Source organism: Brucella tritici (assembly GCF_008932285.1).
Classification (GTDB): domain Bacteria; phylum Pseudomonadota; class Alphaproteobacteria; order Rhizobiales; family Rhizobiaceae; genus Brucella; species Brucella tritici.
The window spans coordinates 658,902-682,195 of record NZ_WBVY01000001.1 but is presented as its reverse complement, the minus strand read 5'-3'; the positions used below and the strand labels follow the sequence as shown (position 1 = coordinate 682,195).

Sequence of the window (23,294 nt, the reverse complement as noted above, 5' to 3'; positions counted from 1 at the left end):
AAAGCGGTCAACCGAAAACTCCACTTCACGTCCTAGCAGTGCGGGAGAGCCTCGGGCTTTCGACGACGGTTGGCGGCTGTGGGAGTTTGAACAGGATAATTGATGCAGCTTTCTGCAAAGCTGTATCCGTGCAGGGCAAAAAGCCCAAGGGTGACTTATGGCTGGCGTCAACGAGATTAGGTCCACATTCCTCGATTATTTCCGCAAGAACGGGCATGAGGTCGTTTCATCGAGCCCGCTCGTTCCGCGTAACGATCCGACGCTGATGTTCACCAATGCGGGCATGGTGCAGTTCAAGAATGTTTTTACAGGTCTTGAGCATCGTTCCTATAATCGTGCGACCACCTCGCAGAAATGCGTTCGCGCCGGTGGCAAGCACAACGATCTGGACAATGTCGGCTATACCGCCCGTCACCACACTTTCTTTGAAATGCTCGGCAATTTCTCGTTTGGCGACTATTTCAAGGAAGATGCCATCAGCTTCGCCTGGAACCTGATCACGAAGGAATTCGGCCTGCCGAAGGACAAGCTGCTCGTCACCGTTTATCATACGGACGATGATGCCGCGAATTACTGGAAGAAGATCGCCGGTCTTTCCGATGACCGCATTATCCGCATCGCTACCAGCGATAATTTCTGGGCTATGGGCGATACCGGCCCCTGCGGTCCGTGCTCTGAAATCTTCTTCGACCACGGCGATCATATCTGGGGCGGACCTCCCGGATCGGCTGACGAAGATGGTGACCGTTTTATCGAAATCTGGAACCTCGTTTTCATGCAGTTCGAGCAGATCACGCCTGAACAGCGCATTGACCTGCCTCGTCCATCCATCGACACGGGCATGGGGCTGGAGCGCGTGGCAGCGGTCCTGCAGGGCGTGCATGACAATTACGATATCGATCTCTTCAAGGCACTGATCCGCGCTTCCGAAGAAGCAACCGGCGTGAAGGCTGAAGGTGGGTTCCGCGCCAGCCACCGCGTCATTGCTGACCATCTGCGCGCATCGAGCTTCCTGATCGCCGACGGTGTCCTGCCGTCCAACGAAGGCCGCGGCTATGTGCTGCGTCGCATCATGCGCCGTGCAATGCGTCATGCCCAGCTTTTGGGTGCGAAAGAGCCATTGATGTGGCGTCTGTTGCCAGCTCTGATCCGCGAAATGGGACAGGCTTATCCGGAACTGATCCGCGCTGATGCGCTGATCTCCGAAACGCTCAAGCTCGAGGAAACCCGTTTCCGCAAGACGCTGGATCGCGGTCTTGGTCTTCTGTCGGATGCGACGGAAAACCTTGTTGAAGGTGATCGTCTCGACGGCGAAACCGCTTTCAAGCTTTACGACACCTATGGCTTCCCGCTCGATTTGACACAGGATGCTCTTCGTCAGCGCGGCATTGCCGTCGATACGGATGGCTTCAGTGCCGCCATGGAGCGCCAGAAGGCCGAGGCCCGTGCCAATTGGGCTGGTTCCGGCGAAGCTGCAACCGAAACGATCTGGTTCGGTATCAAGGATAAGGTCGGAGCGACTGAATTCCTTGGATACGAGACCGAGACTGCCGAAGGCGTTATCACCGCTTTGGTGCGCGACGGTGCGGAAGTGCAGTCGGCTTCCGAAGGCGAGACCGTGGCGGTCGTCGTCAACCAGACCCCGTTCTATGGAGAATCCGGTGGCCAGCAGGGCGACACCGGCACGATCTCTGGTGAAGGTTTTGCTATTGCAGTCAAGGATACGCAGAAGAAAGGCGAGGGCGTCTTCGTTCACATCGGCGAAGTCACCAAGGGGACGGCGAAGACCAGCGATGCTGTCGAACTGAAAGTGGATTCGGTGCGCCGCACGCGCATCCGTTCCAACCATTCGGCGACACACCTTCTGCATGAGGCACTGCGTGAAACGCTTGGTAGCCATGTCGCACAGAAGGGCTCGCTCGTTGCACCGGATCGTCTGCGTTTCGACTTTTCGCATCCGAAGCCAATTTCGGCTGAAGAACTGACGCAGGTGGAAAGCCTCGCCAATGAAATCATTCTGCAGAATGCTCCCGTCAGCACCCGTCTGATGGCTGTTGACGATGCGATTGCCGAGGGTGCCATGGCGCTGTTCGGTGAAAAATATGGCGATGAAGTGCGCGTCGTTTCCATGGGCACCGCCAAGCATGGTTCGAAGGAAGGCAAGGCCTATTCAGTCGAGCTTTGCGGCGGCACGCATGTGCGCCAGACCGGAGACATCGGCCTCGTCCGCATCGTTTCGGAAGGCGCGGTTGCCGCTGGCGTTCGGCGTATGGAAGCGCTGACGGGTGAGGCGGCACGTCTTTACCTCGAAGAGCAGGACGAACGCGTAAAGGCCATTGCCGGTGCCCTGAAGACGACACCGTCCGAAGCGCTGGAACGTGTCAACGCACTGCTTGATGAACGCAAGAAGCTGGAACGCGAACTTGCTGATGCCCGCAAGAAGCTTGCGCTTGGCGGCGGCTCGGCAGACGGCGGCAGTGCCGTTGAAGCCGTGAATGGCGTCAACTTCCTCGGCAAGATCGTGACTGGCGTTTCTCCACGTGATCTCAAGCCGCTTGCCGACGAAGGCAAGAAGCAGGTCGGTTCCGGTGTGGTGCTGTTCATTGGCGTCGGCGAAGATAGCAAGGCCAGCGCGGTGGCTGCGGTGACAGAAGATATGGTCGGCCGCTTCAGCGCGGTCGATCTGGTTCGTGCTGCTTCTGCGGCCCTTGGTGGCGCAGGTGGCGGCGGCCGCCCGGACATGGCACAGGCTGGCGGGCCGGATGGCGATAAGGCTGATGCTGCGATTGCAGCGGTCAAGGCACTTATCATCTAATGCGATAAAAGGCCGGGTTATCCCGGCCTTTTTTGTTGACGGAATTAGGTCGCATGAACCGTGCGGCTATCGTCCGGCGCCTCGCTTCGCTCATCCAGGCCGTAGTCGCGCATGACGCTGGCTACACGCAAACGGTAGTTTTCAAAAACGCCATTGCGTCCCTTTCCCTGTGCTACCCGATGAGACGGCAGGTTGCGCCATTCGCGTACAGCATCTTCGTCGCGCCAAAACGAGAGCGAAAGCAATTTGTCGGGATCGGCCAGGCTCTGAAAACGCTCGATCGACAGGAAGCCGTCAATCCTGGAAAGATCTTCGCGCAGGCCTGCAGCAATATCGAGATACTGTTCGCGTCTGTCGCCATCGGCAGGCCAGACTTCGAATATGACGGCAATCATGGCTTGATGAACTCCCCATGCGGTGCGGATTGGAGTTTAAGGAAGATGCGGTCCTCGGATCGAATGAATTGTTCTCGGCGTGCAAATTCATAATTCTCGCGTCCCAGCGGATCGGCGGCAAGCCGTGCGCGATATGCTTCATACGCCGCAAGGCTTTCGATTGAATAGACGCCGTAGGCCGTGGTTGAAGAACCTTCATGCGGCCCGAAATAGCCGATGAGATCAACGCCGCAGCGCGGGATGGCCTTTCCCCAATTGCGCGCATATTCTGCAAAGGCATCCGCTTTGAACGGGTCGATCTGATAGCGGATGAAACAGGTAATCATGCGTGTCTCCTTCAAATGCATGTCTTCGATGCTGACAATGTAGCAATTGAAATGCCTTCATAGTTCGGTTAGCATCGAAGTATGAAAGATGGCCCGATCATAGCTTCCGTTGCAGCACTCCTCGGTGATCCGGCTCGTGCAAACATGCTCACGGCACTGATGGATGGACGCGCGCTGACTGTCAGTGAACTTGCATCAGCCGCAGGTGTGACGCTGCAAACCGCCAGCGGACATCTTGCAAAGCTCGATGCGGCCAATTTGCTGGTTGCGGAAAAGCAGGGGCGGCACCGCTATTTTCGGCTTTCTGGAACAGATGTGGCGCAGGTCCTCGAGGGGCTTATGGGCCTCGCGCAACGCACTGGCGCTGTGCGGGTGCGGACCGGCCCGAAAGATCAGGCGCTGCGCAAGGCACGCATCTGCTATGACCATCTGGCCGGTGAGCGCGGCGTGGAAATGCTCGATGCCTCGCATCGGCTTGGGCTGATTGTTGATGACAACGAGCCGGTGCTGACAGAAAAGGGCAAGTCGTTTTTCAGTTGCCTTGGCGTTGATGTGACCACTCTGGAGCAGGGCAAGCGCCCGGTCTGTCGTCACTGCCTCGACTGGAGTGAACGTCGCAACCATCTGGGCGGAGCGCTCGGTGCAGCGCTGTTGAATCATTTCATTTCAAAGGGCTGGGCACGCCGCGAAGCGGGGCGTGTCATCGCGTTCTCGCCAAAAGGTGCGCAGGCATTCTCACGCACGTTTGAGCTGGCTGGCCAGATTACGTGACCTGAACAGCCAGCATTATGTTGTTAATGCTGTATGGCTGCGGCCGCTGCTTCGTCCAGTTCAGTGGCGCGCTTCATGGCGGGGCGATCTTTTAGTCGGTCCCAATAGGCGACGAACGCTCCTCGGGCCGGCAATGTGCCGAAGCGTAGGCCCCAGCCGATGTGCGAGCCGACATAAACGTCAGCCGCTGTGAAGCGATCGCCGGTGATGTATGGATGGTGCGAAACCGCTTTCTCCAATGTGTTGACCACCGTGTCGTAATTGCCGTAGCCGACCATTCCCTGCTTGTCTGCGGGGATTTCAAAGCCGAGTGCATGGTTGGACAAGGCGGCTTCCACAGGACCTGACGTAAAGAACAGCCAGCGGAAGAAATCCGCGCGCTCATTGGGGTGAGGCGCCAGGCCCGCTTCCGGAAACGTCATTGCCAGATAAGCGCAGATTGCAGCCACTTCCGTCACCACCGCATCGCCGTGGCGGAGGGCTGGAACTTTGCCCATCGGATTGATTGTGCAGTAGTCAGGCCCCTTCATCGGCGGGCCGAAATCCAGAATTTCCACATCATAGGGTTTGCCGATCTCTTCCAGCATCCAGCGCGCAATACGTCCGCGCGACATCGGGTTGGTATAGAGCTTCAACTCAGCCATTTCATCCTCCCTGTAAGCGGTGGCAGGATGCGCTTTTTCCTTTGAAAAGGAAATGAAAAAACCCGGCAGCGGTGCTGCCGGGTTTTCCATGTCGACAATAAAAGTCGAAGATTTTATCAGGCGGCCATGGCCTTCTGGAGGTTCTCGTCGATCTTGTCGAGGAACCCGGTGGTCGAAAGCCAAGGCTGATCCGGACCGATGAGCAGGGCCAGATCCTTGGTCATGAAGCCGCTTTCGACGGTGTCCACGCAGACCTTTTCCAGCGTATCGGCAAAACGCTTCAGTTCGGCATTGTCGTCGAGCTTTGCGCGATGCGCCAGACCGCGGGTCCATGCGAAGATCGAAGCGATCGAGTTGGTCGAGGTTTCCTCGCCCTTCTGATGCTGGCGGTAGTGACGGGTCACGGTGCCGTGTGCGGCTTCAGCTTCAACCGTCTTGCCATCCGGCGTCATCAGAACCGAGGTCATCAGGCCGAGAGAGCCGAAGCCCTGAGCCACGATGTCCGACTGCACGTCGCCGTCGTAGTTCTTGCAAGCCCAAACATAGCCGCCGGACCACTTGAGAGCCGAAGCCACCATGTCGTCGATGAGGCGGTGTTCGTACCAGATCTTTGCAGCCTTGAACTTGTCTGCGAATTCGGTCTGGTAGACTTCTTCGAAGATGTCCTTGAAGCGACCGTCATAGGCTTTCAGGATGGTGTTCTTGGTCGAGAGATAGACCGGGTAGTTGCGCTGCAAGCCGTAATTCAGCGAAGCGCGTGCAAATTCGCGGATCGATTCGTCGAGATTGTACATGGCCATTGCCACGCCAGCCGCCGGAGCCTGATAGACTTCGTGTTCGATGGTCTCGCCATCTTCACCGACGAACTTGATCGAAAGCGTGCCCTTGCCGGGGAACTTGAAATCGGTCGCGCGGTACTGGTCGCCGAAAGCATGACGGCCAACGATGATCGGCTGGGTCCAGCCCGGCACGAGACGCGGAACGTTCTTGCAGATGATCGGCTCGCGGAAGATCACGCCGCCGAGAATGTTGCGGATGGTGCCGTTAGGCGACTTCCACATCTTCTTGAGCTTGAACTCTTCAACGCGCGCTTCGTCAGGGGTGATGGTCGCGCACTTTACGCCGACGCCATATTCCTTGATGGCGTTGGCTGCATCGATGGTGACCTGGTCATTGGTCGCATCGCGGTTTTCAACCGACAGATCGTAATATTTCAGATCGACGTCGAGATAGGGATGGATCAGCTTGTCCTTGATGAACTGCCAGATAATGCGGGTCATCTCGTCGCCGTCGAGTTCAACGACTGGGTTCGCAACCTTGATTTTTGCCATGGATGAAGCCTCTTTTTCAATACGTCGCGCCCGTATAGCACTCGCGGCGAATAAGGCAAAGCGTAAGAGGCTTATTCTTTGGCCTATAAAGCGTTTAGGTGGTCAAAATTTCGGGAGAGATTTGCGAAAGGTGTGGAACGGCTTTCAGATGACGCAGATCATGCGGCGTGGTTGTTAATGTGAGATTTTTCCCATGACGATTGCCGCTCGCGATAGTTTTCCTGTTCCCTGACCAAAATTGTTTCCGCATCCAGTGTGGAGATGGCGGTTGACTTGTCGGTGGGAACAAGGCCGTTCAACTGTAGCGAAAGATAGCGTCCGCAGCAAACCCGCAGGAATGACGCAAAATTATCGAGGTCGTGCCCTTCATTGCGTGATTCATCGTAAAGTTTGCCGATCAGGCGGCTGACCGTGAGATCATCGCGTGCCGCGATGTCTTCCAGAGCCCACCAGAAAAAATTCTCAAGCCGGACGCTCGTTACGACGCCGTCGATACGCAACGAACGTGTCACGCTCAACCAGAGCTCAGGATCGGCACCGATGAACAGCCTGCACATGATTTCCTCCGGATCATTCTCCCAACCTTACTGTCGCGCAGTTTCGCCCCACCTGCAACCTTGTTGGGAAACAGGCAGGGCGGCGTTGCGATCAGCTATGGGTGATCCTGGTGCCGAGCACAGTAAGGAACTGTGACAGCCATGCCGGATGGGCGGGCCATGCGGGCGACGTGACAAGATTGCCATCCGTGACAGCCTGATCGACTGGAATGTCGGCATAGGTGCCACCGGCCAGCTCGACTTCCGGGCGGCAGGCTGGATAGGCAGAGCAGGTGCGACCTTCCAGAACGCGCGCTGCAGCCAGCAATTGCGCGCCGTGGCAGACTGCCGCAACAGGCTTGTTTGCTTCGAAGAAGTGCTTCACCACAGCGATAACCTTGTCATCGAGGCGCAGATATTCCGGTGCCCGGCCTCCGGGAATGACCAGTGCGTCATAGCTCTCCGGTTTCACCTCGGCGAAGGTCGCGTTCAGCGTGAAGTTATGACCCGGCTTTTCCGTATAGGTCTGATGGCCCTCAAAGTCGTGAATGGCTGTCGCGATATGATCGCCAGCCTTCTTGCCGGGGCAGACCGCATGAACCGTGTGGCCAACCGTCAAAAGTGTCTGGAACGGGACCATGGTTTCATAGTCCTCACCAAAGTCGCCGCAAAGCATGAGTATCTTCTTACTGGACATGGTTTCCTCCCTTGAACGTGTATCTGATGGCAGCAGTCTGGCACGAGTGGGCAGCAAATAGGTGTTATCGGGCTACTACACAGGCTTTTCCGTAAAACCCGTAAGGGGAATCTTTGCGATTCTGCGTCAATTATGTAAGGGAAACGCCACGATACGATAGCAAATGCGGAAGAGATCATGGCAGGAACAGATAAACAGCGCCCCTTTATCGCGGAAGGACCGGCAATTGTGCTGGTGGAGCCGCAATTGCCGGAAAATATCGGCATGGTGGCGCGCGCCATGGCGAATTTTGGTCTGGCTGAACTGCGTCTCGTTAATCCGCGCGAGGAGTTTCCAAGCGAAAAGGCGAGGGCAGCAGCCAGCAAGGCCGATCATGTGATCGACAATGCGGTGGTCTATGACGACCTGCCGTCGGCTATTGCCGATCTCAATTTCGTCTATGCGACGACGGCACGCGAGCGCGATGGCTTCAAACAGGTTCGCAGCGCCGTGGAAGCAGGTGGCGAATTGCGCCGTCGTTTCAGGACTGGCGAGAAGACCGGCATCCTGTTTGGTCGCGAACGCTTCGGTCTCAGTAATGAGGAAGTCGGGCTGGCGGACGAGCTGGTGACGTTTCCGGTCAATCCTGCCTTTGCATCGCTGAATATCGCCCAGGCCGTTTTGCTGATGTCCTATGAATGGATGAAGTCGGGTCTTGAGACGGAAACGGAAACCGTGTTCCGTGGACCAGAGCTTGAGATGGCGCCGAAGCAGGAGTTGCAGGGACTCTTCAATCATCTCGAAGAAGCCCTTGATGTCAGAGGGTATTTCCGCCCGGAAGCCCGCAAGGAAATCATGGTCAACAATCTGCGTGCAGTGCTGACGCGCGCCGGCTTCGCATCCGCAGAACTCAAATTGCTGCGCGGTGTTATCACGTCTCTTGACGTGTTCACACCGAAGAAGCCGCGTGGCTCGGGTGCCCCGGAAGGACGTGCGCGCAAGCCTGCGAGCGAAGCTCCGGCAATGAAGGACAAGGACGAATGAAAAACGCACCCGCAGTGAGCTTTTCCGCCATGCCTTCCGCCGACGCCGAAAGACCCATTCTGGTTTTCGACAGCGGTATCGGAGGGCTGACGGTTTTGCGCGAAGCGCGGGTGCTTATGCCGGATCGTCGCTTCGTCTACGTTGCCGACGATGCCGGGTTTCCCTATGGCGGATGGGAAGAGGATGCGTTGAGGGAGCGGATTGTCGAATTGTTCGGCAAGCTCATCGCCGCCTATGATCCCGAAATCGCGGTCATTGCCTGCAATACGGCCTCCACGCTGGTGCTGGATGACTTACGGCAAGCCTATCCTTCGGTGCCGTTTGTCGGCACGGTGCCGGCAATCAAGCCCGCCGCCGAAAGAACATCGTCCGGGCTTGTTTCCGTGCTGGCGACCCCCGGTACTGTCAGGCGTGCTTATACGCGTGATCTCATTCAATCTTTCGCGTCCCAGTGCCATGTTCGTCTCGTCGGTGCCGATCAGCTTGCGGCGGTAGCGGAAGCGCATATTCGTGGCGAGAAGATTGATGAGGCGCTGGTCGTGGACCAGATCGCCCCGTGCTTCATTGAGCAAGATGACAGCCGGACCGACATTGTCGTTCTGGCCTGCACGCACTATCCGTTCCTTGCGAATGTATTTCGCCGTCTGGCGCCATGGCCGGTTGACTGGCTTGACCCTGCGGAAGCGATCGCCCGGCGTACTGTCTCTCTGCTGAAACCACGCCGTCCCGATGAAGAACTGCATCATCACAACGATCTGGCGGTCGTCACATCCCAGAATCCGGACTATGCAATCCGCAGGCTTATGCAGGGCTTCGGTCTGCATTTTGCTTGAGCCCACGTTCTTAAAGCCTTGAATTTTCCAGCTATGTAGCGAACATGTCGATGATCGTTTCATAGGGGAAGATGCAATGACCGGAACCATACCACAAATCACCCTGCCTTCGGGCCAGACGGTTCCAGCGCTCGGGCAAGGCACCTGGTATATGGGTGAGGACAACACACAACGCCGCTATGAAATCGAAGCACTGAGAAGCGGTATCGATCTCGGGATGGCGCTGATCGATACCGCAGAAATGTACGCTGATGGTGAGGCGGAAGATGTTGTCGGCGAAGCCATCACGGGCCGTCGTGACGACGTGTTTATCGTCAGCAAGGTATTGCCGTTCAATGCGTCGCGGAAGGGAACAATCGAGGCCTGCGAGAGAAGTCTGGAGCGCCTTCGCACTGATCGTATAGATCTGTATCTGCTGCACTGGCGTGGGCGATACCCGATTGAAGAGACTATCGCGGCATTTGAAGAACTGCAGCATGCCGGAAAAATCGGCGGCTGGGGCGTCAGCAATTTCGATACGGATGATATGAAAGAACTGATCGGTATAACGGGCGGCAAGGCCGTTGCCACGAACCAGATACTTTATAATCTGACGCGACGCGGCCCGGAATTCGACCTGATGCCATGGTGTGCCGAGCGCAAAATTCCGCTGATGGCTTATTCGCCTATTGAGCAAGGTCGATTGCTGGGCAGTCCCGTACTGGCAGAAATTGCAAGCGAGACGGGAGGAACGGCGGCCTCTGTCGCGCTCGCCTGGACGATGCGGGACGGCAATGTCATCGCAATTCCAAAATCATCCAACCTGCATCATGTGCGAGACAATAGAAAAGCCGCAGAGTTGCGGCTTTCCGAGGACCAATTGGAACGTCTCGATCAAGCTTTCGCACCGCCGTCCCGAAAGACGGCGTTGGAAATGCTGTAATCATTCTTTTCCACGCATGTCTTGCTCCCAAAACCGGTTTTTCTTTTGGGAGACACGCTCAACCCGCTTCCTTCTGACGAGTATCCTTCTTTGCCTGAGCGACGCTGGCGGCCTTCCGGAGCCGTCCACGTTCTGCCGGACGGACAAGGCTGTCATATTTTTCGTTCGGGATGTTGCGCATGCCGTTCAGCGCATGGCGCGTGTTGAAATCCTTGCCCTTCTTTTCGTTGGCTTCTTTGGTCGCAAGCGCTTTTCGGGCATTGGCGATCAGTTCGGCGCTTGCCGACATGCGGCGTCTGCGTTCAACTTCGGTGTTGATGCGACGCACCGCCATAGCCAGAACGGAAACTTTCAGATGCGAACCTTCGTCCGCCTTGGACGGAGACGCGCCGCGAGCGGCTCCCTTTCCGCGCATTTCGCGTCTGCGCTGGTGAGCCTGATCTTTCGCCTTCTTGCGGCGTTCGCGGATCAGTTTCGCCAGATGGGAAAGCTCCTCGTCGGGAACGTTCTGCAAAAAGGGGTGGTGTGATTTTTCCACCAGCTCTTTTTCGTCGGCATTGAGAGCGCGGGCTTCCTGCTTCTTGGTGACGGCCATGGGACATCCTTTCTGCTAACGATGAAATTTCTCCCGTAGAGATATAGGCCTGAGCAGCAATCCGGGAAGATGGCCTTCTTACTCTGGATTGTTGGTCGAGGCTTTTTCGCTTTGTGCTTCAAGGTGCTTCAAAATCGCCTTCAGTTTGTCGAGCGGCAGATGTTCCGCACCAATCGTCTCGCTGCTGGTTGTTGAGACGATGTTCAGAATTTCATCGAGTTTTGCCTGTGTCGCGCTCGCTTCACGATTCTGTGCGTTCTGGATCAGAAACACCATCAGGAAGGTGACGATGGTAGTCGATGTATTCACCACTAACTGCCACGTGTCGGAGAAACTGAATAAAGGCCCGCTGATACCCCATATGAGGATGAACAAGGTTGCCAGTACGAATGCCAGATAATGGCCTGCAAGTTCGGCAGCCTTTTCGCTGAGCTTTGTGAAAAACTGTGACATCGCAACCTCCCAACGACAGGCGGGAAACGTTTGATGGGGGCGTGGGGTTCCGTAATTGCATAGACATGCGGAACTTTCAGGCGCTGGTCGACGTTTGATCTGCATAGAAAACGCGGAGGTTAAGCGATGGAAATTGTCGAAACCCGCATCAGTTCTGTCGGGGGATTCAAGCTCTACACGGTGGAGTTCGTCACCGAGGGTGACGAAAAGATCACCGTCAAGGTTGAGAACGAGACGGAAGCGGAACTGACGCGCGATGAAGTGTTACGCCGCGCTGCGATCAAACTCGGCGAAGCGCTGGGCGTTGCTTGTATGGAATGCGGCATTCAGCCTGAAAGCCTGCTGGCGCGCCCAAGTGCACGCCGTGCCGGCGATCGGGCAGAACTTGAACGCCAGCTTGACGAAGGGTTGGAGGATACGTTTCCAGCCAGTGATCCAGTATCCGTTACAGGCTCGACGATTGCCGGCTTCGCCGGGCCGAAAAACTGAACGACGGTTTTGAGCAAGAAGCCGGGCTATTCACCCGGCTTCTGAAGTTGTTCAGAAAATGAGTCCTGTAAAGGATATATCCATCTGATAATACTACAGATTACGACGCTTGCCTTCCATCAGGTCCAACACGGCGCGGGCACAGTCGAGCACATTCGAACCTGGTCCGAAGACCGCTGCCACACCGTGGTCGAACAGATACTGATAATCCTGACGAGGGACGACGCCACCGCAGACCACGATGATGTTCTCGGCGCCCTTCTTGCGGAGCGTGTCCACAAGCTGGGGCAATAGTGTCTTGTGACCGGCTGCCAGCGACGAGACCCCGAGGACGTGTACCTTGGACTTGATCGCCATATCGGCGGCTTCATACGGCGTCTGGAACAGCGGTCCAGCCAATACGTCGAAGCCAATATCGCCAAATGCTGAAGCAATGATCTTGGCTCCGCGATCATGGCCGTCCTGGCCAAGCTTTGCCACCATCACTTTCGGCGTTTCACCGATCTGTTTCTTGAAATCACCGAGCCGGTCAACCAGCGTCTGATATTCCGGCTCGTCCTTGTAGGCTGCGCCGTAAACCTTCTTGACGACCTTCGGAACAGCAGCATGATCGCCGAATGCGCGGCGCATGGCGTCGGAAATTTCACCGACGCTGGCGCGGGCGCGGGAGGCTTCAACGGCGGCGGCGAGAAGGTTGCCTTCACCGGTCCTGGCGATCTTTTCCAATTCCGCTAGTGCCGCTTCGACTTTTGCCTTGTTGCGCGTTTCCTTGATGCGGTTGAGACGTGCAATCTGTGACTGGCGAACGGCACTATTGTCGATTTCGAGAATGTCGATTTCGTCTTCCTGTTCGAGGCGGAACTTGTTGACACCGACAATGACTTCTTCGCCCTTGTCGACTGCTGCCTGCCGTTTGGTGGCTGCTTCTTCGATGAGCCGCTTCGGAAGGCCGCTTTCGACAGCCTTTGTCATGCCGCCGAGTTTCTCGACTTCCTCGATCAACGCCCATGCCTTTTCGGCTAGCTCGTTGGTGAGGTTTTCGATGTAATAGGACCCCGCCAGTGGATCGACCACTTTGGTAACGCCGGTTTCGTTCTGGAGGATGAGCTGTGTATTGCGGGCGATGCGAGCCGAAAATTCCGTTGGCAAAGCAATGGCTTCATCGAAGGAATTGGTGTGCAGCGATTGCGTGCCGCCAAGAGCCGCGGACATGGCTTCAAATGCGGTGCGGACGATATTGTTGTAAGGGTCCTGCTCTTGCAAAGAGACGCCTGAGGTCTGGCAATGCGTACGTAGCATCAGCGAGCCGGGCTTCTTGGGATCGAATTCCTTCATGATGCGTGACCAGAGCAGCCGCGCAGCGCGCAGCTTGGCGATCTCCATGAAGAAATTCATGCCGATGGCGAAGAAGAACGACAGGCGCCCCGCAAATTCATCGACATTCAGGCCCTTGTTCAAGGCAGCGCGTACATATTCGCGCCCATCCGCAAGAGTGAAGGCCAGTTCCTGAACCAGCGTCGCGCCCGCTTCCTGCATATGGTAGCCGGAAATCGAAATCGAGTTGAACTTCGGCATTTCAGCTGCGGTATAGGCGATGATATCCGCAATGATCCGCATGGAGGGTTCCGGCGGATAGATATAGGTATTGCGGACCATGAACTCCTTGAGGATGTCGTTCTGGATCGTGCCGGAAAGCTGCGCGCGCGGTACGCCCTGTTCCTCGCCCGCCACGATGAAATTGGCGAGGATCGGGATCACCGCGCCGTTCATGGTCATGGAAACGGAGATTTTTTCAAGCGGGATGCCGTCGAAAAGGATCTTCATATCCTCGACAGAATCGATGGCAACGCCAGCCTTGCCCACGTCGCCTTCAACACGTGGATGGTCGCTATCATAACCGCGATGCGTGGGAAGATCGAAAGCAACCGAAACACCCTGCTGACCGGCGGCGAGAGCCTTGCGGTAGAAGGCATTCGATTCTTCGGCCGTCGAAAATCCCGCATATTGCCGGATCGTCCATGGACGACCCGCATACATGGTCGCACGAGGGCCGCGCAGAAAGGGCTCGAAACCGGGCAGGGTGCCAAGATGGCCAATGCCCTGCAGGTCGTCTTCCGTGTAGAGCGGCTTGACGTCAATGCCTTCCGGCGTATGCCAGGTGAGGCTGTCGACTGGCCGTTTCAGTTCCTTCTCGGCCAAGGTTTCCCAGTCTGCTCGGGTGGTGGGGCGCTCGCTCATATCGACCTCACTCAAATTCCATAATCAGTTCATCCACGGTGAGACTTGCACCTGCTTCCGCCGTAATGCGCTTTACGGTAGCACGGCGTTCCGCTCGCAGCACGTTTTCCATCTTCATGGCTTCCACGGTGGCCAGAGGCTGACCAGCCTCGACAGTTTCACCATCCTTGACAAGGATCAATGTGATGACGCCCGGCATCGGGCAGAGCAGCATCTTCGATGTATCTGGAGGCAGCTTTACCGGCATAAGTTGCGCGAGTTCTGCGATACGCGGCTTGCGCACATGGGCGACCACATCCATCCCCCGCCAGCGCAAACGCCAGCCAGTGCCCGAGCGCGAAACCTTGATAGCGATGGGCGTGCCGCCAACAGTAAACGAGCCCAGTTGGCTGCCCGGATGCCAGTCACTCGCAACCGGCAGGCTGCCGCCATCCACGAAATTGATCGACGTTCCACCTTCGCCTTCCGCAATACGAACTGGCAAAGTGAACCCGCCAAGTGTCGCTACCCAGTCGGTTGCCACAGATTGCTGTTCGCTGGAAATCCGCCCGGTAATCAGCATGTTGCGCTGTTCGATTGCCAGATTGATCTGGGCTGCAACTGCTGCAAGCACCCGCGCATCATCTTCGGAAACCGATACTCCGGCAAAGCCGTCCGGATATTCCTCGGCGATGAATGCGGTGGTGAGAGCACCCTCGCGGAAACGCGAATGATCCATCACAGCCGACAGGAAGGGCAGGTTATGGCCGATGCCTTCAACCTCGAATGCGTCCAGAGCATCTCCCATCGCGTCGATGGCGCTGGCGCGGTCAGGCCCCCAGGTACAGAGCTTTGCGATCATCGGATCGTAATACATCGAAATTTCGCCGCCTTCGAACACACCAGTGTCGTTGCGCACGATTGTACCATCAGAATTGCGACCTTCGGCTGGCGGACGATAACGGGTCAGCCTGCCGATAGAAGGCAGGAAGTTACGATACGGGTCTTCCGCGTAGAGGCGGCTTTCCATTGCCCAACCGTTCAGCTTCACGTCGCTCTGGCCGAAACGGAGCTTTTCACCGGATGCAACGCGGATCATTTCTTCCACAAGGTCGATGCCGGTGATGAGCTCCGTCACTGGATGCTCGACCTGCAAACGCGTATTCATTTCAAGGAAGTAGAATTGACGCGCGCCATCAACGATGAATTCCACCGTGCCGGCTGAAAAATAGCCGACGGCCTTTGCAAGAGCTACAGCCTGCTCGCCCATGGCCTTGCGGGTCGCTTCATCAAGGAATGGCGAAGGTGCTTCTTCGATGACCTTCTGGTTACGGCGCTGGATCGAGCATTCGCGTTCGCCAAGATAGACAACGTTGCCGTGCTGGTCGCCCAGGACCTGAATTTCGATATGGCGCGGCTGTGTGACGAATTTTTCGATGAAGATGCGGTCGTCGCCGAAAGAGGACTTTGCCTCGTTGCGCGATAGCTGGAAACCTTCGCGAGCTTCGTCGTCGTTCCATGCGATGCGCATGCCTTTACCGCCGCCGCCAGCAGAAGCCTTGATCATCACAGGATAGCCGATGGATGTGGAAATGCGAACTGCTTCGTCGGCGTCCTCGATCAAGCCCATATGACCGGGCACAGTGGAAACACCGGCTTCGGAGGCAAGCTTCTTTGAGGTAATCTTGTCGCCCATGGCGTCAATTGCGTTCACCGGCGGCCCGATGAAGGTGACGTTGGCGGCCTTCAGTGCTTCAGCGAAACGCGGATTTTCCGACAGAAAGCCATAGCCCGGATGCACGGCATCCGCGCCGGTTTCCTTGATCGCCGCGAGAATCTTGTCGATGACGATATAGGACTGATTGGAGGGCGCTGGTCCGATGTGGACCGCTTCGTCGGCCATTTTGACATGCAGGGCATTGCGGTCGACATCGGAATAGACCGCTACCGTTGCGATGCCCATTTTCTTCGCCGTCTTGATAACCCGGCATGCGATTTCGCCGCGATTGGCAATGAGAATTTTCTTGATCATGTGCTTTTACTCAAATGAACCGGATCATTGCCACGGCATGATCCCGAAAAGTGGGAACCGGTTTTCTGATAAGATCATGCGAAACTAAAGCGGAATGGTGTCGTGCTTCTTCCACGGCGTGCTTTGCTGCTTATTGCGCAGGCTGGCAAAAGCGCGGGCAATGCGGCGACGCGAGGAATGCGGCATGATGACCTCGTCGATGAAACCGCGTTCAGCGGCCACGAACGGATTGGCAAAACGCTCCTCATATTCCTTCGTGCGCGCGGCGATTTTTTCGACATCGCCCAGTTCGGAACGATAGAGGATTTCCGTTGCACCCTTGGCGCCCATGACCGCGATTTCCGCCGTCGGCCAAGCATAGTTGATGTCAGCACCGATATGTTTCGAGGCCATCACGTCATAGGCACCGCCATAGGCCTTGCGCGTGATGAGCGTGACCATGGGGACGGTGGCTTGCGAATAGGCGAAGAGCAGCTTTGCGCCGTGCTTGATGACGCCGCCATATTCCTGTGCTGTGCCCGGCAGGAAGCCCGGAACGTCTACAAGAGTGAGGATCGGGATATTGAAGGCATCGCAAAAGCGAACGAACCGGGCTGCCTTGCGCGATGAATCGATATCAAGACAACCGGCAAGCACCATGGGCTGGTTTGCGACGACACCGATGGTTTGACCGTCCATGCGAATGAAGCCGGTAATGATGTTCTTTGCAAAAGATTCCTGAATTTCGAAGAAATCGCTTTCGTCGGCCAGCGCGTGGATAAGCTCCTTCATGTCGTAGGGCTTGGTGGCGCTATCCGGAATCAATGTGTCGAGCCGCATTTCGAGCCGTGCCGGATCGTCGAATACCGAACGTACGGGCGGCTTCTCGCGATTGTTGAGCGGCAGGAAGTCGAACAGAATGCGGACCTGTTCCAGCGCTTCGATATCGTTTTCATAAGCGCCGTCGGCGACGGATGACTTTCTGGTGTGGGTTGAGGCACCGCCCAGTTCCTCCGCCGTGACAATTTCGTTGGTCACGGTTTTCACCACGTCGGGGCCTGTCACGAACATATAGGAACTGTCACGTACCATGAAGATGAAGTCGGTCATGGCAGGCGAATAGACCGCGCCGCCAGCGCAAGGGCCCATGATGACGGAGATCTGCGGCACCACACCGGATGCATCCACATTGCGCTTGAACACGTCGGCATAACCCGCGAGCGACGCAACGCCTTCCTGAATGCGGGCGCCACCGGAATCGTTGAGCCCGATGACCGGCGCGCCGTTCTTCATGGCCATATCCATGATTTTGCAGATTTTCTGCGCATGGGTTTCGGACAATGAGCCGCCCAGAACTGTAAAATCCTGGCTGAACACATAGACCTGCCGACCGTTGATCGTGCCCCAGCCTGTCACTACGCCGTCGCCGGCAACCTTCTGCTTTTCCATGCCGAAGTCGGTGCAGCGATGGGTGACATACATGTCGAACTCCTCAAACGATCCTTCGTCGAGAAGTACTTCGATCCTTTCGCGGGCCGTGAGCTTGCCTTTGCCATGCTGGGCATCGATGCGGCGCTGACCGCCGCCAAGGCGAGCTTCGGCGCGACGGGATTCGAGCTGTTCCAGAAGTTCCTGCATAAAGTCCCCACTTTTGGGCGGCCTTGGAAAGGCGAGTTATGAAGCTGAAAAGATAGTCTTTTTCTCCTTCATGCTTAAAATCTGAAGGTGCTCTGGAAAAGCTTGAAAAGGTGCGATTGTGTAAGATATAAATTTGCAAATAGCGAAATGCGAATTTGCAAAAATGGCACCGAGAAAACTTTATATCGGCAGAAAGATACGAGAAATACGCGAGCAACATAAGGCAACCCAATCGGGCTTTGCCGAACGGCTCGGTATTTCAACGAGTTACCTCAACCAGATCGAGAATAATCAGCGGCCTGTTTCCGCTGCGGTCCTTCTGGCGCTAGCTGAAAACTACCAGATCGATATAGGTGCGATTTCACTGGGTGATGACGACCGATTGCTTTCGGCGGTTTCCGAAGCGCTGGCCGATCCCGTTTTCGATAACTACAAGCCGAACTTACAGGAACTGAAGCTTATTACGCAAAATGCGCCGGGGCTGGCGCATGCGCTGATTGCTTGCCATCAAGCCTATCGTCGTAACAGCGAGCAACTCGCAAGTCTGGATAATCAGCTTGGTCGCGCTCCTTCCACTGCCGAGCCTGCGCCTTATGAGGAAGTTCGCGACTTTTTCCACTTTATCGACAATTACGTACATGAGATTGATATTGCGGCAGAAAAGCTTGCTACAGAGCTAAATATTCCGGGCCGGGACATTGGCGTGGCCTTGCCGCAATATATGGAGGAGCGCCACCGGGTGCATATTGCGCGGGCCGGGCCGGAAGAAGCGGTGCTGCGTCGGTTCGATCCTGCAGCACGGGTGCTTTATCTCAATCCCTATTCTCCCGCCTCAACCCGCAATTTCCAGATCGCGTTCCAGATCGCCGAACTGGAAATGGAAGAACTGGTGAGCACGATTGCCAGACGAGCGGATTTTCGCTCTGCCGAGGCTGTTGAAATTTGCAAGATCGGCTTGCGCAACTATTTTGCCGGGGCGCTGATGCTGCCCTATCAGATATTCCTCTCGGCAGCGAAAGAGCTGCGCCATGACCTGGAACTGTTGGCGTCGCGTTTTGGGGCAAGTCTGGAGCAGGTCGCACATCGGCTCAGCACCTTGCAGCGTTCCGGCCATCGGGGCGTGCCGGTGTTCTTTGCGCGTATAGACCGGGCCGGAAATATCACGAAACGACACAGTGCCGCCAAGTTGCAGTTTGCACGCTATGGTGCTGCGTGCCCGCTGTGGAATGTGCATCAGGCGTTTGAGACACCGGGGCGGATCATCCGCCAACTGGCCGAAACACCGGATGGCGCGCGTTATCTTTGCATTGCGACAGAACTGACCAAGAGCGAGGGCGGCTTCAACGCACCCCAGCGGCGTTACGCTATCGCCCTTGGCTGCGAGGTGGCCTATGCGCAGGATTTCGTTTATGCGGACGGGCTCGATATCGCTGTCCGCTCTGCCTTCGATCCGATTGGTGTTTCCTGCCGTATTTGCGAGCGTGCTGAATGCGTGCAGCGGGCCGTTCCACCGCTAAAAAGCAGATTGGCGGTCGATCACGACCGCCGAGGAATATTGCCTTATCGTTTGCTCTGAATGTCAGAAGCCGGCATGTTCCTTGAGGAACTCGGCTTCCTCATGGGTTGTATCGCGGCCAAGCACCTTGTTGCGATGGGGAAAGCGTCCAAAGCGTTCGATGATATCGTGATGCTGACGGGCAAAGCCGAGCGAGAACTCGTCGCCGAGCCGTTCGTAGAGATCGACGCAACGCTTCTGATCGCTCAGATGTTCGCTATGCATGAACGGCAGATAGAAGAACTGGCGTTGTTCTGGTGACAGTTTCCGGTCAAAATCATGATCGAGCGCCTGTGCCGCCACATCACGGGCTAATCCGTCGCTCTCGAAAGAGCGGGGTGAACCACGGAACATGTTGCGCGGAAACTGGTCGAACAGAATGGTAAGCGCAAGTGCGCTTTCCGGCTGCTGTTTCCAGTGTTCCAGCTTGTCGGCGCGCGCATCTCCGTAAGCCGTCAGAAATTTCTCACGAATTTCTGTGTCGATCTCGTCACTTTTGCTGAACCAGTTTTCCCGCATCTTGGGTGAAAACCAGAAATCGAGAACGTCCTTGTGTTCGATAGCCACGACGGGCCTCCTCTCAAGTTTTATTGTGCCTTCTGGTTTGTGCTGTCAGGTTGCGGGCAGGGTGGTTCGCCCTTGAAATTGCGCGACATGCAGGCGAATCGGTCAAAGCTCTTGCCTGTGTCCATGGCGGCCTTGCCTGCTCCTCCACATCCTGCAAGAACAGCCAGAGAAATCAGAATGGCGAAGTTTTTCATGGGGGTCCTTTCAGGGGCCATGTGGTCTGTTCGTATAATAGGGATCGCAATCTTCAGCCGCAACTGCGGCACCGATCAACTAGCCTCTTCCACGATAGTTGGGCACGCCTTGTTCCGGTATCCAGACGTTCTGCGGAGCCTCTCCGGTTTGGAAGAAGACGTCGATGGGAATACCACCACGTGGATACCAATAGCCGCCGATCCTGAGCCATTCCGGCTCCAGAAGTTCCACGAGGCGCTTACCGATGGTCACGGTGCAATCTTCGTGGAACGCGCCGTGATTGCGGAAGGAGAAAAGAAACAGTTTCAGGGATTTGCTTTCCACCAGCCATTGCCCCGGAACATAGTCGATCACCAGATGTGCGAAATCAGGCTGGCCTGTCATTGGGCAGAGCGAGGTGAACTCAGGCGCGGTGAAGCGAACACAATAAGGTGTACCAGCTTGCGGATTTGCCACCCGTTCCAGGATGGCTTCCTCTGGAGATTGCGGTATCGAAGCGTTTGAGCCGAGCTGCTTTAGATCGGAATATATTGTCTTTTCAGACATTTGCGTGCCTTTGTTTCAAGCCACGTCGCAGTCTTGTCGCGCATGATTGCGCTTGTCCTTGTTTTGACCGGGTAGGCTGCGACCGGTGGCAAATTGCCAATGACGGGGGAGCTAGCAGACCACAACGATCCCGTAAAGAGCGCAAACAAAAGCCCGCGCATGGAGCGCGGGCTAAACATCAGACTGTTCTTGCTGTTCAGCGGCGATCGGAAATGGCACATCCAATGGCAACGCCGATGAGAATGCCGATAATTCCGGCAGTTCCGAAAAGTGTCGTGGCTGTGCCCGGATTTTCTCGAACCGTCTCGGCAACCACTTGTCCGCGTTCACGCACGGCTTGCGCGGCATGACGGAAACGACCGGACGCATCATCCATGGCGTCTTCCGCGCGTTCTCTCAGCTCGCCAGAATGTGACGCCAGTGACTTTGAAAGGCGCTTCAGTTCATTGCGCATATCGGCGATTTGCTTTTCGAGAGCCTGCTGGATGTCGTTCGTGATCTTTTCGTCGGCCATTTGAAGTCTCCGTTGAATTGATGACGATAAAACGAGTGAAAACGCGTTCGGTTCCATGCTGCGGCAATGCGGTTAACAAACATGGTAAACCGCTCGTAAACCATTTTAATTTAATCTTTTCGAATACAAGAACGATCTGGAGCGGGGCCAGAATGTATATCGAAAAAGATGCGCTTGTTGGCAGTTGCGAGCCGGTAGCTGCGCGTGTTGTCCGTGCTGCTCGTTTGGCCCGACAGTGTGTTGACCAGCTTCAGCCAGACCATGTTCGTGCCCAGGCTGAAGCGGCTTTGACGCTTCTGCTTGATGATCCTTCGCCGAAAGTGCGCATGGCTATGGCAGATGTACTTTCGACCAGTGTGCACTCGCCCCTGCATATTGTGACGGCGCTTGCCGCCGACCAGCCCGAGGTTGCGGGTTACATCCTAGCACGCTCGACACTCCTCAGCGACGCAGATCTGATTGATCGTGTGGCCTATGGTGCGCCCTCAATGCAGGTTTTGGTTGCTGCGCGCCCGCATGTTTCATTTGCAGTCGCGGCGGCAATCGCCGAAGTTGGAAACAACGAGGCAGTTGCTGAAATGCTGTTTAACAGCTGTGCCCGTATCGCTCCGGTTTCATTCCGGCGCATAAGCGAACGCTGTGGTCATGATGCCCTCGTGCGCGAGGCTTTGCTGGCCCATCCGCGTCTTCCTGCGGAATGCCGTCATCTTCTGGCTGTGAAAGTCGGGGAGGTTTTGCAATCTCTTCCGCTGGTGAAATTGCTTCTGGGTGAACGCCGCGCCGATAAGGTTGTGGGTGATGCAACGGCTCGCGCATCCATGCAACTGGCGGAAACTTGTTCGCAGGAAGAACTTCCCGCGCTGGTCGAGCATCTGCGTCTGCGCGGTGAAATCACGACAAGTTTTGTTATCCGTGCCGTTGCCGGAGGCCGTATAGATTTCTTCGCGAGCTTGCTGGCCGCTCTTTCCGATCTCGATGACGCACGGATTTGTGCGATTATTTCCGGCGGTCGTCCGGCGGCACTTGCCGCACTACTTCGCTCTGCGGGGTTGAGCGATGCGACGCATGCGCCCCTGATTGTCGCAATCGAAGCCTGGCGGGCGGTTGCTGCCGGACGGATGCGGATGGGCGCCGCTGAAATATCGGCTTTGATGTGCGAGGCCGCAGGGGGCAGCCGGTTTGCTGCCGCCAATGACGATCTGGCTGCATTGCTGCGCTCGATCCATCTGGAGTTCATGCGTGAATCGGCGCGGGACAGGCTGCAGGCTATTCCAGCAGCCTGATCAGCTTTCCTGTCGAAAAGGCCGGATAAGGCTGAGGCCGTAACCGACCGCAATGCCGACTATGGCTCCGGCGGCTTTGAACACAAAGTCGATGAACTCGCCATGACGTCCGGGCGCGAGGCGCTGCATCAGTTCAAAAAGTGCAGCGCAGCCGACGGTCAGCAAAAGAACGCCCATCCAGTGGCGAGGGTAGGCGAGGGCAAATAAGGCGCCGACCAGAAAGAAAGCCGCAAACCGTTCAAGGTCTACGGGCTCACCTGTTACGGGGCGGAATTTTATTGGGCTGATTGTCACTGCGAGGATGGCCAGAAGTATCATCCAGGCGCCAATGCGCAAAAATCGCTTCATAAGGAGCGCCTTTATTCATCTGTATGATCGCCGGGTGGCTCATCCTGCTTCGGGTCGCCACAACGTTGGTACATTCGATCGGTTATTGATTTTTTCAATGCGTTACCGAATGGTAACTCATAATGGGAAATGACATCGACGCCCATACACCATTTAACGTCATGAGGCGACAGGCCATAATTGGTTTCGAGAAAACCAAGCGCATAATTCATGCCTTCGTCGCATTGCTCTGTCTGGCAGAAGTTGCCGTCTCTGGCGAGCTGACGAATCGAGCCCTCGCCAATCTTCACCACGATTGGTTCGACGGCAAAAGGAGCCGCGCCGATCACCGCGATGACGACAAGTCCGATCAAAGTAAATTTTATAGAGCGCCGCATGAATCGCCGTTTGTAACTGGTTTTCGCAAGTTCATAACGCATGAGCGGCAATATGATGGCAAGTCGCAATCAACTGGAAATCAAAGGAATCGCGGCATTTTCCAGACGATGCGCCTCATGAACGCGTTGAACGTTCACGTTGATACGTTGAATTGATCATTCCGATTTCAGACCAAATTGTAGCTAGCGGTATTTTAGTTTGCATCGGTTTAA

At 56.1% G+C, this 23,294-nt stretch carries 25 protein-coding genes; 8 read left to right on the top strand and 17 right to left on the bottom strand.

The genetic code is table 11. The features are described from left to right. Nucleotides 1-157: 157 nt before the first annotated feature. A complete protein-coding gene (gene alaS / locus F9K94_RS03360) occupies nucleotides 158-2,815 on the top strand; it encodes an alanine--tRNA ligase (protein WP_151643666.1) in 2,658 nt (885 codons plus the stop codon). Between the two features lie 44 nt (nucleotides 2,816-2,859). On the opposite strand, the gene F9K94_RS03355 is transcribed toward alaS, so the two are convergent. Together F9K94_RS03355 and F9K94_RS03350 are read right to left on the bottom strand one after the other, a co-directional pair. Then, on the bottom strand, nucleotides 2,860-3,210 hold the full coding sequence (locus tag F9K94_RS03355; RefSeq protein ID WP_061346164.1) for an antibiotic biosynthesis monooxygenase family protein: 351 nt from the start codon (nucleotides 3,208-3,210) through the stop codon (nucleotides 2,860-2,862). Next, nucleotides 3,207-3,536, bottom strand: coding sequence for an NIPSNAP family protein (locus tag F9K94_RS03350; protein ID WP_061346165.1), 330 nt, complete (start codon nucleotides 3,534-3,536; stop codon nucleotides 3,207-3,209). The genes F9K94_RS03355 and F9K94_RS03350 overlap by 4 nt, the downstream gene beginning before the upstream one ends. A gap of 81 nt (nucleotides 3,537-3,617) precedes the next feature. Between F9K94_RS03350 and F9K94_RS03345 the strand changes: the two genes are divergently transcribed. Continuing rightward, entirely contained in the window at nucleotides 3,618-4,307 is a 690-nt protein-coding gene (locus F9K94_RS03345) for an ArsR/SmtB family transcription factor (protein ID WP_061346166.1), read from the top strand. 23 nt (nucleotides 4,308-4,330) lie between these two features. Here F9K94_RS03345 and F9K94_RS03340 read toward each other — a convergent pair whose 3' ends face one another. The 4 genes from F9K94_RS03340 to F9K94_RS03325 form a co-directional block, all read right to left on the bottom strand. Next, on the bottom strand, nucleotides 4,331-4,951 hold the full coding sequence (locus F9K94_RS03340; protein ID WP_061346482.1) for a glutathione S-transferase family protein: 621 nt from the start codon (nucleotides 4,949-4,951) through the stop codon (nucleotides 4,331-4,333). 116 nt (nucleotides 4,952-5,067) lie between these two features. Beyond that, on the bottom strand, nucleotides 5,068-6,282 hold the full coding sequence (locus F9K94_RS03335) for an NADP-dependent isocitrate dehydrogenase (RefSeq protein WP_151643664.1): 1,215 nt from the start codon (nucleotides 6,280-6,282) through the stop codon (nucleotides 5,068-5,070). A gap of 158 nt (nucleotides 6,283-6,440) precedes the next feature. Further along, nucleotides 6,441-6,839: a ribbon-helix-helix domain-containing protein gene (locus F9K94_RS03330; protein ID WP_151643662.1), complete on the bottom strand. Its 399-nt coding sequence runs from the start codon at nucleotides 6,837-6,839 to the stop codon at nucleotides 6,441-6,443. A 91-nt stretch (nucleotides 6,840-6,930) separates the two neighbouring features. After that, nucleotides 6,931-7,515 carry a DJ-1/PfpI family protein gene (locus F9K94_RS03325; RefSeq protein WP_113342563.1) on the bottom strand — a complete coding sequence of 195 codons (585 nt, stop codon included), beginning with the start codon at nucleotides 7,513-7,515 and terminating at the stop codon, nucleotides 6,931-6,933. 177 nt (nucleotides 7,516-7,692) lie between these two features. Here F9K94_RS03325 and F9K94_RS03320 point away from each other — a divergent pair, with 177 nt between their 5' ends. The 3 genes from F9K94_RS03320 (at nucleotide 7,693) to F9K94_RS03310 (ending at nucleotide 10,293) form a co-directional block, all read left to right on the top strand. Continuing rightward, nucleotides 7,693-8,538, top strand: coding sequence for an RNA methyltransferase (locus F9K94_RS03320; protein WP_113342564.1), 846 nt, complete (start codon nucleotides 7,693-7,695; stop codon nucleotides 8,536-8,538). After that, nucleotides 8,535-9,371, top strand: a complete 837-nt coding sequence (gene murI / locus F9K94_RS03315; RefSeq protein ID WP_151643659.1) for a glutamate racemase — start codon at nucleotides 8,535-8,537, stop codon at nucleotides 9,369-9,371. The genes F9K94_RS03320 and murI overlap by 4 nt, the downstream gene beginning before the upstream one ends. Nucleotides 9,372-9,447: 76 nt before the next feature. Further along, complete coding sequence (locus F9K94_RS03310; protein WP_151643657.1) at nucleotides 9,448-10,293, top strand: aldo/keto reductase; 846 nt, start codon at nucleotides 9,448-9,450, stop codon at nucleotides 10,291-10,293. Between the two features lie 58 nt (nucleotides 10,294-10,351). On the opposite strand, the gene F9K94_RS03305 is transcribed toward F9K94_RS03310, so the two are convergent. Together F9K94_RS03305 and F9K94_RS03300 are read right to left on the bottom strand one after the other, a co-directional pair. Then, nucleotides 10,352-10,888, bottom strand: coding sequence for a hypothetical protein (locus F9K94_RS03305; protein ID WP_061346173.1), 537 nt, complete (start codon nucleotides 10,886-10,888; stop codon nucleotides 10,352-10,354). A gap of 78 nt (nucleotides 10,889-10,966) precedes the next feature. Beyond that, a complete protein-coding gene (locus F9K94_RS03300) occupies nucleotides 10,967-11,341 on the bottom strand; it encodes a low affinity iron permease family protein (protein ID WP_151643655.1) in 375 nt (124 codons plus the stop codon). Between the two features lie 126 nt (nucleotides 11,342-11,467). Between F9K94_RS03300 and F9K94_RS03295 the strand changes: the two genes are divergently transcribed. Beyond that, the gene (locus F9K94_RS03295; protein ID WP_151643653.1) at nucleotides 11,468-11,830 is read left to right on the top strand and encodes a hypothetical protein; all 363 of its coding nucleotides are present in this window, start codon (nucleotides 11,468-11,470) and stop codon (nucleotides 11,828-11,830) included. A gap of 93 nt (nucleotides 11,831-11,923) precedes the next feature. On the opposite strand, the gene scpA is transcribed toward F9K94_RS03295, so the two are convergent. The 3 genes from scpA to F9K94_RS03280 form a co-directional block, all read right to left on the bottom strand. After that, a complete protein-coding gene (scpA, locus tag F9K94_RS03290) occupies nucleotides 11,924-14,068 on the bottom strand; it encodes a methylmalonyl-CoA mutase (RefSeq protein ID WP_151643651.1) in 2,145 nt (714 codons plus the stop codon). A gap of 7 nt (nucleotides 14,069-14,075) precedes the next feature. Continuing rightward, nucleotides 14,076-16,079, bottom strand: a complete 2,004-nt coding sequence (locus tag F9K94_RS03285; RefSeq protein ID WP_151643649.1) for an acetyl-CoA carboxylase biotin carboxylase subunit — start codon at nucleotides 16,077-16,079, stop codon at nucleotides 14,076-14,078. 84 nt (nucleotides 16,080-16,163) lie between these two features. Beyond that, a complete protein-coding gene (locus F9K94_RS03280; protein ID WP_151643647.1) occupies nucleotides 16,164-17,696 on the bottom strand; it encodes an acyl-CoA carboxylase subunit beta in 1,533 nt (510 codons plus the stop codon). Nucleotides 17,697-17,859: 163 nt separating this feature from the next. On the opposite strand from F9K94_RS03280, the gene F9K94_RS03275 reads away from it, so the two are divergent. After that, nucleotides 17,860-19,272 carry a helix-turn-helix domain-containing protein gene (locus tag F9K94_RS03275; protein WP_061346179.1) on the top strand — a complete coding sequence of 471 codons (1,413 nt, stop codon included), beginning with the start codon at nucleotides 17,860-17,862 and terminating at the stop codon, nucleotides 19,270-19,272. Nucleotides 19,273-19,275: 3 nt separating this feature from the next. On the opposite strand, the gene F9K94_RS03270 is transcribed toward F9K94_RS03275, so the two are convergent. The 4 genes from F9K94_RS03270 to F9K94_RS03260 all read right to left on the bottom strand — a co-directional run bounded on the left by F9K94_RS03270 (nucleotide 19,276) and on the right by F9K94_RS03260 (nucleotide 21,073). After that, on the bottom strand, nucleotides 19,276-19,818 hold the full coding sequence (locus F9K94_RS03270; protein ID WP_151643645.1) for a DUF924 family protein: 543 nt from the start codon (nucleotides 19,816-19,818) through the stop codon (nucleotides 19,276-19,278). 20 nt (nucleotides 19,819-19,838) lie between these two features. Continuing rightward, nucleotides 19,839-20,012, bottom strand: a complete 174-nt coding sequence (locus tag F9K94_RS24365; protein ID WP_192799431.1) for a hypothetical protein — start codon at nucleotides 20,010-20,012, stop codon at nucleotides 19,839-19,841. Nucleotides 20,013-20,091: 79 nt separating this feature from the next. Continuing rightward, nucleotides 20,092-20,559, bottom strand: coding sequence for a preQ(1) synthase (queF, locus tag F9K94_RS03265; protein WP_151643643.1), 468 nt, complete (start codon nucleotides 20,557-20,559; stop codon nucleotides 20,092-20,094). A gap of 196 nt (nucleotides 20,560-20,755) precedes the next feature. Continuing rightward, nucleotides 20,756-21,073 (bottom strand): DUF883 family protein, encoded by a 318-nt coding sequence (locus tag F9K94_RS03260; protein WP_061346182.1) that lies wholly within the window; start codon nucleotides 21,071-21,073, stop codon nucleotides 20,756-20,758. A gap of 152 nt (nucleotides 21,074-21,225) precedes the next feature. Between F9K94_RS03260 and F9K94_RS03255 the strand changes: the two genes are divergently transcribed. Then, entirely contained in the window at nucleotides 21,226-22,356 is a 1,131-nt protein-coding gene (locus F9K94_RS03255) for a DUF2336 domain-containing protein (RefSeq protein WP_151643641.1), read from the top strand. Here F9K94_RS03255 and F9K94_RS03250 read toward each other — a convergent pair whose 3' ends face one another. Beyond that, complete coding sequence (locus F9K94_RS03250; protein ID WP_061346184.1) at nucleotides 22,357-22,704, bottom strand: VanZ family protein; 348 nt, start codon at nucleotides 22,702-22,704, stop codon at nucleotides 22,357-22,359. Nucleotides 22,705-22,715: 11 nt separating this feature from the next. Next, nucleotides 22,716-23,081, bottom strand: a complete 366-nt coding sequence (locus tag F9K94_RS03245) for a hypothetical protein (RefSeq protein ID WP_151556493.1) — start codon at nucleotides 23,079-23,081, stop codon at nucleotides 22,716-22,718. Between the last annotated feature and the right edge of the window lie 213 nt (nucleotides 23,082-23,294).